Annotated in this window: 15 protein-coding genes; all 15 read left to right on the top strand. The window is 62.8% G+C overall.

The window, feature by feature from the left end; translation table 11 throughout:
• Positions 1–96: 96 nt before the first annotated feature.
• The 15 genes from rplO (at position 97) to ACSR1C_RS12375 (ending at position 12,602) form a co-directional block, all read left to right on the top strand.
• Entirely contained in the window at positions 97–570 is a 474-nt protein-coding gene (gene rplO, locus ACSR1C_RS12445; protein WP_460259699.1) for a 50S ribosomal protein L15, read from the top strand.
• Between the two features lie 105 nt (positions 571–675).
• The gene (gene secY, locus ACSR1C_RS12440) at positions 676–2,037 is read left to right on the top strand and encodes a preprotein translocase subunit SecY (RefSeq protein ID WP_460259698.1); all 1,362 of its coding nucleotides are present in this window, start codon (positions 676–678) and stop codon (positions 2,035–2,037) included.
• Positions 2,034–2,681, top strand: a complete 648-nt coding sequence (locus ACSR1C_RS12435; protein ID WP_460259697.1) for an adenylate kinase — start codon at positions 2,034–2,036, stop codon at positions 2,679–2,681. The genes secY and ACSR1C_RS12435 overlap by 4 nt, the downstream gene beginning before the upstream one ends.
• A gap of 194 nt (positions 2,682–2,875) precedes the next feature.
• On the top strand, positions 2,876–3,244 hold the full coding sequence (gene rpsM / locus ACSR1C_RS12430) for a 30S ribosomal protein S13 (RefSeq protein ID WP_460259696.1): 369 nt from the start codon (positions 2,876–2,878) through the stop codon (positions 3,242–3,244).
• A 15-nt stretch (positions 3,245–3,259) separates the two neighbouring features.
• Positions 3,260–3,649, top strand: a complete 390-nt coding sequence (rpsK, locus tag ACSR1C_RS12425; protein WP_460259695.1) for a 30S ribosomal protein S11 — start codon at positions 3,260–3,262, stop codon at positions 3,647–3,649.
• A 116-nt stretch (positions 3,650–3,765) separates the two neighbouring features.
• Positions 3,766–4,782, top strand: coding sequence for a DNA-directed RNA polymerase subunit alpha (locus tag ACSR1C_RS12420; RefSeq protein WP_460259694.1), 1,017 nt, complete (start codon positions 3,766–3,768; stop codon positions 4,780–4,782).
• A 144-nt stretch (positions 4,783–4,926) separates the two neighbouring features.
• Positions 4,927–5,346, top strand: a complete 420-nt coding sequence (rplQ, locus tag ACSR1C_RS12415; protein ID WP_460259693.1) for a 50S ribosomal protein L17 — start codon at positions 4,927–4,929, stop codon at positions 5,344–5,346.
• Positions 5,347–5,677: 331 nt separating this feature from the next.
• Complete coding sequence (locus tag ACSR1C_RS12410) at positions 5,678–6,289, top strand: helix-turn-helix transcriptional regulator (RefSeq protein WP_460259692.1); 612 nt, start codon at positions 5,678–5,680, stop codon at positions 6,287–6,289.
• 60 nt (positions 6,290–6,349) lie between these two features.
• Positions 6,350–6,940, top strand: coding sequence for an acyl-homoserine-lactone synthase (locus ACSR1C_RS12405; protein WP_460259691.1), 591 nt, complete (start codon positions 6,350–6,352; stop codon positions 6,938–6,940).
• 105 nt (positions 6,941–7,045) lie between these two features.
• Complete coding sequence (locus ACSR1C_RS12400) at positions 7,046–8,422, top strand: trypsin-like peptidase domain-containing protein (RefSeq protein WP_460259690.1); 1,377 nt, start codon at positions 7,046–7,048, stop codon at positions 8,420–8,422.
• Between the two features lie 23 nt (positions 8,423–8,445).
• A complete protein-coding gene (locus tag ACSR1C_RS12395; RefSeq protein ID WP_460259689.1) occupies positions 8,446–9,762 on the top strand; it encodes a replication-associated recombination protein A in 1,317 nt (438 codons plus the stop codon).
• 31 nt (positions 9,763–9,793) lie between these two features.
• Positions 9,794–10,171: a fluoride efflux transporter CrcB gene (gene crcB, locus ACSR1C_RS12390; RefSeq protein ID WP_460259688.1), complete on the top strand. Its 378-nt coding sequence runs from the start codon at positions 9,794–9,796 to the stop codon at positions 10,169–10,171.
• Positions 10,168–11,211: an RluA family pseudouridine synthase gene (locus ACSR1C_RS12385; RefSeq protein ID WP_460259687.1), complete on the top strand. Its 1,044-nt coding sequence runs from the start codon at positions 10,168–10,170 to the stop codon at positions 11,209–11,211. The genes crcB and ACSR1C_RS12385 overlap by 4 nt, the downstream gene beginning before the upstream one ends.
• The gene (locus ACSR1C_RS12380; RefSeq protein ID WP_460259686.1) at positions 11,208–11,873 is read left to right on the top strand and encodes an HAD-IA family hydrolase; all 666 of its coding nucleotides are present in this window, start codon (positions 11,208–11,210) and stop codon (positions 11,871–11,873) included. The genes ACSR1C_RS12385 and ACSR1C_RS12380 overlap by 4 nt, the downstream gene beginning before the upstream one ends.
• A 3-nt stretch (positions 11,874–11,876) precedes the next feature.
• A complete protein-coding gene (locus ACSR1C_RS12375; RefSeq protein ID WP_460259685.1) occupies positions 11,877–12,602 on the top strand; it encodes an ATP12 family chaperone protein in 726 nt (241 codons plus the stop codon).
• The last annotated feature ends 164 nt before the right edge of the window (positions 12,603–12,766 follow it).

Here is a 12,766-nt window from a genome sequence, read left to right as displayed (position 1 = left end):
CCCCGGTGGCCTTCCATGGGCCGACTCAAAAACCAAGAAACGCCGCGTTTGCCCCATCCGTCGCTGGGGGGTAGTTCCGGCATAGGAGAAGCGACAATGAAACTGCATGAACTGCGTGACAATCCCGGTGCGACCAAATCCCGTAAGCGGATCGGTCGCGGTGCCGGTTCGGGCACTGGTAAGACCGGTGGCCGTGGTATCAAAGGTCAGAAATCCCGTTCGGGTGTGGCGATCAAAGGCTACGAGGGCGGTCAGATGCCGCTGTATCAGCGCCTGCCGAAGCGTGGCTTCAACAAGCCGAACCGCAAAAGCTTTGCCGTGGTGAACCTGGGTCTGATCCAGAAATTCATCGACGAAGGCAAGATCGACGCCAAGGCAGAGATCACCGAGGACACGCTGATTGCCAGCGGTCTGGTGCGCCGCAAGCTGGACGGTATCCGGGTGCTGGCCAAGGGCGATTTCAGCGCCAATGTGAAGCTGGCCGTCACCGGCGCCTCCAAGTCCGCCATCGATGCGGTCGAGAAGGCCGGCGGCTCGCTTTCGGTCACGACTGCGACTGCGGCCGAATAAGTGGTTGTGGGCGGCGCCTCTGCCGCTTACATCACATCATAGTTTTCCTCGCGCCGCCAAACCGGAAAACGGTTTGGCGGCGCAGTCATGAAAGAGACACAGGGCATGGCATCTGCAGCAGAGCAAATGGCCGCGAACATGAGCTGGGGCGCCTTGGGCAAGGCGACCGAGCTGCGGCAGCGGATTTTCTTCACCCTCGGGCTTCTGATCGTCTATCGCCTGGGCACTTATATCCCGGTGCCGGGGATCGACGGCGCGGCGTTGCGCAACTTCATGGAGCAGGCCAGCCAGGGCATCGGGGGCATCCTGTCGATGTTCACCGGCGGCGCGCTGGGACGGATGGGTATCTTTGCCCTTGGCATCATGCCCTATATCTCGGCCTCGATCATCATCCAGCTTCTGACCGCGATGGTGCCCCAGCTTGAAAGCCTCAAGAAAGAGGGCGAGCAGGGCCGCAAGAAGATCAACCAGTATACCCGCTACGGCACCGTGCTTCTGGCCACGTTCCAGGCCTACGGGCTGGCCGTCAGCCTGGAGGCCGGGTCGCTGGCCACCGATCCGGGCTGGTTCTTCCGCGCCTCCACCGTGGTGACGCTGGTCGGCGGCACCATGTTCCTGATGTGGCTGGGCGAACAGATCACCGCACGCGGCGTCGGTAACGGCATTTCGCTGATCATCTTCGTGGGCATCATCGCCCAGGTGCCCGCCGCCATCGCGCAGTTCCTGGCGCAGGGGCGGTCCGGGGCGGTCTCTCCGCTGGTGATCGTGGGTTCGATCGTGATGGTCGTGGCGGTGCTGGCCTTCGTGGTGTTCATGGAGCGCGCCTTGCGCAAGATCCATATCCAGTATCCGCGCCGCCAGGTCGGCATGAAGGTCTATGACGGCGGTTCCAGCCACCTGCCGATCAAGGTGAACCCGGCCGGCGTGATCCCGGCGATCTTCGCCTCGTCGTTGCTGTTGCTGCCGACCACGATCGCGACCTTTTCACAGCAGGGGCAGACCGGCCCGGTGATCTCGACCCTGCTGGCCTATTTCGGGCCCGGACAGCCGCTTTATCTGCTGTTCTTTGCCGCGATGATCGTGTTCTTCGCGTATTTCTATACCTACAACGTCGCCTTCAAGACCGATGATGTGGCCGAAAACCTGAAGAACCAGAACGGGTTCGTGCCGGGTATCCGGCCGGGCAAGAAGACGGCGGAGTATCTGGATTACGTTGTTACCAGGGTTCTGGTGCTGGGGTCGGCCTATCTGACGCTGGTCTGCCTGTTCCCCGAAATCCTGCGCTCGCAATTCTCGATCCCGTTTTACTTTGGCGGCACGTCCGTGCTGATTGTGGTTTCCGTAACGATGGACACGATTCAACAGGTTCAGTCCCACCTGCTGGCGCATCAATATGAGGGGCTGATCGAAAAATCTCAGCTGCGGGGTAAACGCCGCGGCGGCAAGAAAGGGACAGCCCGTCGATGAACATCATACTTCTTGGCCCCCCGGGGGCCGGCAAGGGAACCCAGGCGCGCAAACTGGTTGACGAGCGCGGCATGGTTCAGCTTTCCACCGGCGACATGCTGCGTGAGGCGCGCAGTTCCGGCACCGAGATGGGCAAGCGCGTGGCCGAGGTGATGGATCGCGGCGACCTTGTCACCGACGAGATCGTCATCGGCCTGATCGAGGAAAAGCTGCAAGGCACCCAGGGCGGCGGCTTCATCTTTGACGGCTTTCCCCGGACACTGGCCCAGGCCGACGCACTGGGCGCGTTGCTGACGAAATACGGCAGCACCCTGGACGCGGTGATCGAAATGCGCGTGGATGACGAGGCGCTGGTCGCCCGCATCACCGGGCGTTTTACCTGCGGAAATTGCGGCGAAGTGTATCACGACGTCACCAAGCCGACCAAAGAGGCTGGTAAGTGCGATGTCTGCGGATCGACCGATCTGAAGCGCCGCGCCGATGACAACGAGGAAAGCCTGCGCACCCGGCTGATGGAATATTACAAGAAGACCTCGCCGCTGATCGGCTATTACTATGCCAAGGGCGATCTTTCGGTGATTGATGGCCTGGCCGACGTCGGTACCGTGGCCGGCAGCATCAAGGCGGTGCTTGACAAAGCTTAACGGTGCGCTCTTGACCTTGGGCTGAAAAGGCCCTAGGGACGGTCTCTCGACAGAGAATCGTCATGAAAGTTGTCGCATTTGCCGACCAGCACAAAATGACAAATTAATCGTGGCCCGAAGGCAAAATGCTTTCGGGCTTCAGTTGTGAAAAAAGGTTCTGGCGCTACGGAACCGCAACCAAAGGAAAGTCCGTCTTGGCACGTATTGCAGGCGTTAACATCCCGACGGGGAAACGCGTCCCCATCGCACTCACCTATATCACAGGTATCGGCCCCGCGTCGGCCAAAACCATCTGCGAGTCCGTCGGAATCGACGCGACCCGCCGCGTCAACGAGCTGTCGGATGCCGAAGTGCTGGCCATCCGCGAGCATATCGACGCGAACTTCACCGTCGAGGGCGACCTGCGCCGTGAAGTGCAGATGAACATCAAGCGTCTGATGGACCTGGGCTGCTATCGCGGTCTGCGTCATCGCCGCAACCTGCCCGTGCGCGGTCAGCGTACCCACACCAACGCTCGCACCCGCAAAGGCCCCGCAAAGGCCATTGCCGGCAAGAAGAAGTAAGGGAGGGCAGTTTCAATGGCACGCGAAAAGACCCGTACGAAGAAAAAAGAGCGTAAGAACATCGCCGCTGGCGTGGCGCATGTGAACAGCTCGTTCAACAACACCAAGATCCTGATCTCCGATGTGCAGGGCAATGCGATCTCCTGGTCGTCCGCCGGCACGATGGGCTTCAAAGGCTCGCGCAAATCGACCCCTTATGCCGCTCAGATGGCTGCCGAAGATGCAGCCAAGAAGGCACAGGAACATGGCGTGAAAACGATCGAAGTCGAAGTGCAGGGCCCCGGTTCCGGCCGTGAAAGCGCACTGCGCGCCCTGGCCGCCGTCGGTCTGAACATCACGTCGATCCGCGACGTGACGCCGATCGCCCATAACGGTTGCCGTCCGCCGAAGCGCCGCCGCGTCTGATCAGGCACTCACGCTCGGGCCGTGTGGAATGATCCGCGCGGCCCGCTTTCGTCATTATTACCTCGGGTGTTGCCTGCTTTGGGCATGGGCAGGGAACTGGGATTGAGGAGACACGCATGATCCACAAGAATTGGCAAGAACTGATCAAGCCGACGCAGCTTGAGGTGAAGCCGGGCAACGACCCCGCGCGCCAGGCGACCGTGATCGCCGAACCGCTGGAGCGCGGCTTTGGCCTGACGCTGGGCAACGCGCTGCGCCGGGTTCTGATGTCGTCGCTTCAGGGCGCTGCGATCACCAGCGTTCAGATCGACAATGTGCTGCACGAGTTTTCCTCGATCGCCGGTGTGCGTGAAGATGTCACCGACGTGGTGCTGAACCTCAAGGGTGTCGCGATTCGCATGGAGGCCGAAGGCCCCAAGCGCGTTTCGATTGCCGCCAAGGGTCCGTCCATCGTGACCGCCGGCCAGATTTCCGAAACCGCCGGTATCGAGGTTCTGAACAAGGACCATGTGATCTGCCACCTGGACGAAGGTGCCGATCTGTTCATCGAACTGACCGTGAACACCGGCAAGGGCTATGTCGCCGCCGACAAGAACAAGCCGGAAGATGCACCCATCGGCCTGATCCCGATCGATGCGATCTATTCGCCGGTCAAGAAAGTGGCTTATGACGTGCAGCCGACCCGCGAAGGTCAGGTTCTGGACTATGATAAGCTGACGCTGAAGATCGAAACCGATGGTTCGCTGACCCCGGACGACGCGGTGGCCTATGCCGCACGGATCCTTCAGGACCAGTTGTCGATCTTCGTGAACTTCGAAGAGCCCGAATCCGCCGGCCGTGAAGCCGAGGATGACGGGCTGGAGTTCAACCCGCTGCTGCTGAAGAAAGTGGACGAACTGGAACTGTCGGTCCGGTCGGCAAACTGCCTGAAGAACGACAACATCGTCTATATCGGCGATCTGATCCAGAAGACCGAGGCAGAGATGCTGCGCACGCCGAACTTCGGCCGCAAGTCGCTGAACGAGATCAAGGAAGTGCTGTCCGGCATGGGCCTGCATCTGGGCATGGATGTCGAGGAATGGCCGCCGGAAAACATCGAAGATCTGGCCAAGAAGTTCGAAGACCAGTTCTGAGATTGACAGATACGGGGGCCGTGGTCTAAACGGCCCCCGCGAAATGCCCGCACAGGCGGGGAAAACAAGGGCAAACGCCCCAAGGAGAGCGGCGCCAGGACCAGGCACCGCCGGACAAAGCAAAACGACGACCAGGAGATTAACATGCGTCACGCTAAAGGCTACCGCCGCCTGAACCGCACCCATGAACACCGCAAGGCGCTGTTCGCGAACATGGCTGGCTCTCTCATCGAACACGAACAGATCAAGACGACTCTGCCCAAGGCGAAGGAACTTCGCCCGATCATCGAAAAGCTGATCACCCTGGGCAAGCGCGGCGATCTGCATGCGCGCCGTCTGGCCGCCAGCAAGTTGAAGCAGGACGCCTATGTGGCGAAACTGTTCGACATCCTGGGGCCGCGCTACAAGGACCGCAATGGCGGCTATGTGCGCGTGCTGAAGGCTGGCTTCCGCTATGGCGACATGGCACCGATGGCGATCATCGAATTCGTGGATCGCGACATGGCTGCAAAAGGCGCCGGCGACCGGGCACGCCTGGAAGCGGAAGAAGCGTTCGAAGAATAAGTTTCGGGCACAGGCCCTGAAAGTGAAAACCCCGCCGATGTCTCGGCGGGGTTTTTCGTTTATCCCAAGGCGGGCGATGGTTGGTCGCATGCCGGGCTGTCTTGCAAGCGTGCCGACGCTTCGGCGAGCATTTGCCGAAGCTGTGCATCCTCAACGGGTGTCGCCCCGAGAAATTCAAGGATATCGGCCCGCATGCCGGCAGGAAGCCGCATAACTTGTGTAAATAGATTTGGGTGGATGGCCCTCACTGGCTACTCCCGAAAATTTCAACTGCGAGTCACTATGGTCAATTTAAGGTTGACTGGGATTCACGCAACTTGTCTAAAAAGACATGTTCGAAAAGTCAGTCTTTGATCGGGAACTTCGGATGCTGGACCCTTTGGCACCCAAAGGGTTCAATATAGGTTTACATATCAGGTTCACCTCTCCGCTGATGACGTTCCAGAGCTATGACCCGACTTGGCTGAGCCACTACACTGAGAACGGATACGTCCTGCGCGACCCTATGGTTGCCTGGGGCTTTTCAACCACCGGAGCAACGCGGTGGAGCAATGAAAATATCCCGGATCCGTTCGGCATTCTGAAAGAGGCCGAAAGGTTCGGATTGAGGTATGGCGTGACGATCTCCTGGGGACCTATCGGTTCCCGGACTATTGCAAGTGTGGCACGAGCAGATCGGGAATTCGAGGACGCCGAAATTGAACAAGTACAAGGAATTGTTCACCGGCTTCACGATATGACCGAGCCTCCGCAAGAGCTGACTTCAGCTCAGATCGAAGCGCTGAAATGCATTGCGGATGGCGACCGGCACGCGGCGGCAGCCGCAAAGCTGGGCATCTCGGAAAGTGCTCTCAAGGCGCGGTTGACGTCAGCACGTCAGCGGCTCATGGCGCGCACCACTGCCGAAGCTATTCAACGAGCGAAAGATTACAGGTTGCTCTGACGAGGACATCGCCCTCCGCAAGGTTTTAACTTTCTCAACCCAACCCTGCAGGAGGCTCTCATGCTTACCACCACACTCTCCTTCGAAAATCTCCACAACCATGGCGAACTGTTCGCCAACATGCTTCGCGCCCGTCGCGAGCTGTTCATCGAACAGAACAAATGGGATCTGCCCGAAGCCCTGGGCATGGAATATGACCAATACGACACACCGGCCAGCCGCTGGGTCGTCGTGCACGACGAACTGGGGCAGGTTCTGGCGGGCAACCGGCTGACCCCGACCACGGCGAAATGCGGCATCTACACCTACATGATCCGCGATGCGCAGAAGGGGCTGCTGGATACGATCCCCTCGAACCTTCTGTACGAAGAGGCACCGGTGGCCGACGCGGTCTGGGAAAGTTCCCGGCTGTTCGTGTCGCAAAAGGTGCCGGTGCATCTGCGCCGCCCGATCTATGCCAAGCTGGTTCTGGAACTGACCAAGGCGGTGCGCGGCCTTGGTGCGGTCCAGTGCGTGACCCTGTTGAATGCGAACTGGCCGCTTTGGTCCAAGCGTGTCGGCGTGGACATGACGGCCATGGGTCCGGTGATGAACATCGACAATATCGACAACCAGGTCGTGTCGATGAACTTTGCCGCCAATCTGCACTAAGCGGCCTTGCAAAGCGGCCCTCCGCCCCCGGGCGGGGGGCGCCCTGCCCGTTGAACTCGGGAAGCCAAGAGCGCATATCGGGCCTGCACTTGCCAGGAGGCCCCGATGACACGGCTGATCGCCATACTTACCGCCATTCTTGTTGTGACCGCTGCCCAGGCTGAACCGCCGGTGCCGGAAAGCCGCAGCCAGATCGCACTCAGTTTTTCGCCGGTGGTCAAGCAGGCCGCGCCGGCGGTGGTCAACATCTATGCCAAGCGCGTGGTCGAGGCGCAGCTCAGCCCCTTTGCCAACGATCCGTTCTTCGGAAATCTGTTTCGCGGCCAGACCATGCCGCGGGTCCAGAACGCGCTTGGTTCGGGGGTGATCCTGTCGCCTGACGGGATCGTGGTGACGAATTACCATGTCGCCGGTCAGGCCGATCAGATCCGGGTGGTGCTGAACGACCGGCGTGAATTCGACGCCGTGGTGATGCTGGCCGACGAAGAGGCCGATCTGGCCATCCTGCGTCTGAGCGATGCGCATGATCTGCCCGCGCTGGCGCTGCGGGCGTCCGAGTCGGTCGAGGTGGGCGATCTGGTGCTGGCCATCGGCAACCCGTTCGGGATCGGTCAGACCGTGTCCAGCGGGATCGTGTCGGGCCTGGCGCGGTCGGGCATTTCGGTGGGCAGCGGGCGCGGCTATTTCATTCAGACCGACGCGGCGATCAACCCCGGCAACTCGGGCGGGGCGCTGGTGGACATGCAGGGCCGGCTGGTGGGGATCAACACTGCGATCCTGACCCGCTCGGGCGGGTCCAACGGCATCGGTTTCGCGATTCCGGCCGATCTGGTCCAGCGCTTCGTCGAACAGGCCGCGGCGGGCAACACCCGTTTCGCGCGCCCTTGGGCGGGCCTGTCGGGGCAGGCGGTGGATGCGGCCCTGGCCGAGGGGTTGGGCATGGGTCTGCCCGAAGGCGTGGTGCTGAGCGAGCTGCACGGCGACAGCCCGTTCGGCAAGGCCGGGCTGTCGGTTGGCGATGTGGTGCTGTCGCTGGACGGGATGCCGGTCAACACCCCGCAAGAGATGATGTTCCGCATGGCCGCCGTCGGGGTTGGCGGCACGGTCGAAGCGTCCTATCTGCACGACGGGCGGCAGCGGCGGGCGCGGGTCGCCATGATCGCGCCGCCCGAAACCCCGGCGCGCGATCCGTTCACGGTGGCCGGGGCCAGTATTCTGGCCGGTCTGTCGGTGGTAAACATCAACCCGGCGGTTGCGGGTGAGTTCAACCTTGGCCCGACCGATCGCGGTGTGCTGGTGACCGACCCGGGCGAGGTCGGCGCGCGGGTGGGGCTGCGGCCGGGCGATGTGCTGCTGCGGGTCAACAAGACCATGATCAACGACACCGGCGATGTGCGCGCGGCGGCGGGTGGCACCGGGCGCAGCTGGCTGATCGAATATCTGCGCGATGGCCAGCGCGGCGTGTTGCGCTTTCGCGTCTGATGCGGCTGGGATAGGCTTGGCGCATGGCTGACCTCTTCGATCAAGCGCCGGACCCGGCGCCGCACGGCAATGCGCCCCGCCCGCTGGCCGACCGGCTGCGGCCCAGGCGCCTGTCCGATGTGATCGGGCAGGAGCATGTGCTGGGCCCGGACGCGCCCTTGGGGGTGATGCTGGGCTCGGGCAGCCTGTCCTCGATCATCTTCTGGGGGCCGCCCGGTGTCGGCAAGACCACGATCGCGCGGCTTCTGGCCGACGAGACCGACATGGCCTTTGTGCAGATCAGCGCGATTTTCACTGGCATGCCCGAGCTGCGCAAAGTGTTCGAGGCGGCCAAGCTTCGGCGCACGAACGGGCAGGGGACCCTGCTGTTCGTGGATGAAATTCACCGCTTCAACAAGGCGCAGCAGGACGGGTTCCTGCCGCATATGGAGGATGGCACCATCCTTCTGGTCGGCGCCACCACCGAAAACCCGAGCTTCGAGCTGAACGCCGCCCTTCTGTCCCGCGCCCAGGTTCTGGTGCTGACACGGCTGGATCTGGCGCATCTGGAACTGCTGGCCCAACGCGCCGAGCAAGAGCTGAACCGCGCCCTGTCGCTGACCGGCCCGGCGCGCGAGGCGCTGCTGGAAATGGCCGATGGCGACGGTCGCGCGCTGTTGAATCTGATCGAACAGGTGATGGCGTGGAAGATGGCCGGGCCGCTTGATGTGGACGCGCTGGCCACCCGGCTGATGAAGCGGGCGGCGAAATACGACAAATCCGGCGACGAGCATTACAATCTGATCTCGGCCCTGCACAAATCGGTGCGCGGGTCGGACCCGGACGCCGCCCTGTACTGGTTCGCCCGGATGCTGGAGGGCGGCGAGGATCCCCGCTATCTGGCCCGGCGCATCACCCGCATGGCGGTTGAGGATATCGCGCTGGCCGACCCGCAGGCGCAGACCATCTGCCTGCACGCGTGGGAGGTTTTTGAGCGTCTGGGCAGCCCCGAGGGCGAACTGGCGCTGGCCCAGGCGCTGATCTATCTGTCGCTCGCGCCGAAATCCAATGCGGGCTATGTGGCGTTCAAATCCGCCCGTGCGGCGGCCAGGAAGACCGGCAGCGAACCGCCGCCCAAACATATCCTGAACGCGCCCACCTCGTTGATGAAGGAGCAGGGTTACGGCGACGGCTATGCCTATGACCATGACGCCGAGGATGGGTTTTCGGGGCAGAACTATTTCCCCGAAACCATGAAGCACGGCGTCTATTACACCCCGGTCGAGCGCGGTTATGAGCGCGAGTTGAAAAAGCGTGTGGACTATTTCGCCAAGCTGCGCGCCAGGCGGCAGGGTGGTTGACAAGCCCGCCCGCCCGGATGACAGAGGCCCCATGATTTCAACACTGGCACAAGTTGCACTGGGCGGCGCGCTGGGCGCGTGTTGCCGCTACCTGACCGGCGTGGCCGCGACCCGGGTGATCGGGCATGGATTCCCGTGGGGGACGCTGATTGTGAATATCGCGGGCTCGTTCCTGATGGGGGTTCTGGTGGTGGTTCTGGCCGAAAAGGGCGGCACCCGGTTCGCGCCGCTGCTGATGACCGGCCTGCTGGGCGGGTTCACCACATTTTCGGCCTTTTCACTGGATGCGATAACGATTTTCGAGCGCGGGCAGACCGGGTTGGCGGCGGGCTATGTCGCGGCCTCGGTCATCCTGTCGCTGTTGGCAATTGCGCTGGGCCTGTTGGCGGCGCGGGGGGTATTCGCATGAGTGGCGTTCAGACGGTTCAGGTTACGGCGGATGACGGCGATCAGCGGCTTGACCGCTGGTTTCGCCGCCACTTTCCCCATGTCAGCCAGGGGCGGATCGAAAAGATGTGCCGCAAGGGCGAGATTCGTGTCGATGGTGGCCGGGTCAAACCCGCAACACGGGTCGAGGTGGGCCAGCAGGTGCGCATTCCACCACTGCCTGAACCGGGCGAGGTCACGTCGCAGCCAAGGTTCAACGTATCGGATGCCGACGTGGCGCTGATCCAGTCCTGTGTGCTGTACCGCGACGATTACATCATCGCGTTGAACAAGCCGCCGGGCCTGCCCACCCAGGGCGGCACCGGACAGATTCGCCATGTGGACGGCATGGCCGACGCGCTGCGCTTTGGCTTCGACGAAAAGCCGCGGTTGGTGCACCGGCTGGACAAGGACACATCCGGCGTTCTGATCCTGGCACGCACGCGGGCGGTTGCCGCGGCCCTGACCGCCGCCTTCCGGTCGCGCGAGACGCGCAAGATCTATTGGGCGGCTGTCGCCGGCCAGCCCCACCCGCCGATGGGCACGATCCGTTATGGCCTGATCAAGGCGTCCGGCCACGGCGCCCATGGCGAGGCCGAAAAGATGCTGTGCATCCACCCGCAGGAGGTGGACAGCACACCGGGCGCCAAACGCGCCACCACCGATTACGCGGTGCTCAGCTCGCTGGCCAAGCGGGTCAGCTGGGTCGCGCTGGTGCCGGTCACGGGCCGCACCCATCAGCTGCGCGCCCATATGGCCGAGATCGGCCACCCGATCATCGGTGACGGCAAATACGGCGGCTCGGGGCAGGAAAACCTGGGCGATGGCTGGGGCGCGCAGCTGGGCGGCGAGCTGTCCCGCAAACTGCACCTGCACGCGCGGTCGCTGTCGCTGCCGCATCCGGTAACGGGCGCGCAGCTGAGCATCACCGCGCCGTTGCCCGAGCATATGAAAAAGACCTGGGCGACGTTCGACTGGCATGAACGGGATGTGCCCGCCGACCCGTTCGAGGAGCAGGAGTGAGCGATCTGCGGCTGGTCATCTTCGACGTCGACGGCACGCTGATCGACAGTCAGGCCCATATCAAGGCCGCGATGGCGGCGGCCTTCGAGGTGGGCGGCCTGATCTGCCCGCCGTCAGCGGCGGTTCTGGCGATTGTCGGCCTGTCACTGCCCATTGCGATCCGCCGGCTGGCGCCGGATCTGGACGACGCGCAGGCCGATCGCATGGTCGCGGCCTATAAAGAGGCGTTCCAGGACCTGCGCCTGGCGGATATGCCGTCGCCGCTATATCCCGGCGCGCTGGCGGTGCTGGAGGAGTTGGCCGCGCAGGATGACCTGCTGATGGGCGTGGCCACGGGAAAGTCGCGGCGCGGGCTGGATCATGTGCTTGCCGCGCAGGGGCTGAAGCGGTTCTTCGTGACCGAGCAGGTGGCCGATCACCATCCGTCCAAACCGCACCCGTCCATGCTGCACGCGGCACTGGCCGAAACCGGGGTGGCGCCGGGCGATGCGGTGATGATCGGCGATACCAGCTTCGACATGGAAATGGGCCGCGCCGCCGGTATGGGCACGGTGGGGGTGAGCTGGGGCTATCACGGGGTTGGCGGGCTGTCGCAGGCGGATCATGTGATCGCGACCTTTCCCGAATTGCCCGCCGTGTTGGACAGGGTGTGGAGTATGTGACGGATGACTGACTGGAAGCGCAAACGATTCTGGAAAGAGGCCCGCGTGGCCGAGGCCGCAAATGGCTATGCCGTGTCGCTGGACGGACGCGCGATCAAGACCCCCGCAAAGGCCCCACTGGTCCTGCCGACGGTCGCCATGGCCAATGCCGTGGCTGACGAATGGAACGCACAGGGCGATCAGATCGACCCGCGCCTTATGCCGGTGACCCGTTCGGCCAATTCGGCCATCGACAAGGTGATGCCGCAGCGGCACGAGGTCGCGATGCTGGTCGCCGCCTATGGCGAGACCGACCTGCTGTGCTATCGCGCCGACGGACCCGAGGGGCTGATCGCCTGTCAGGCCGAAGGCTGGGACCCGCTGTTGCGGCGCGCTGCCGAGGAATTGCAGACCCCGCTTCTGGTGACCACGGGCATCATCCATCAGACCCAGCCGGCCGATAGTCTGGCGCGGCTGGCCGCACGGGTCGCGGCGCATGACGCATTCGAACTGACTGCGCTGCACGATCTGGTGGCGCTGTCAGGGTCCCTGATCATCGGGATCGCCGCCGTTGAAGGCTGGGCCCCGGCGGACGCGCTGTGGCATCTGTCGAGAATCGATGAGACCTGGCAGGAAGAGCAATGGGGCGCCGATGAAGACGCCACCGCCCTGGCCGAGAGCAAGCACCGCGACTTCCTGCACGCGATGCGGTTTTACGCGCTGACGCATGGTTCAGCACAAGCTGCGTAATCCCCGCTCTTTTGCTCAGGAATTAATCATATGGTAAAAACCGTGAAGTCGACCGAACGTTAATTGGGGTTTCCCGACACTGGCCTTGACGTTTTCAGGCTAATTTGCCCAAACTTGCGGCGCTGACACGGGCATCTGGCCTTACAGTATCATCTCGCCCCCAT

The sequence above is a fragment of the Actibacterium sp. D185-2 genome (assembly GCF_054954595.1).
Note: the sequence above shows the minus strand (reverse complement) of the source record. Positions and strands in the feature narration are given on the sequence as shown.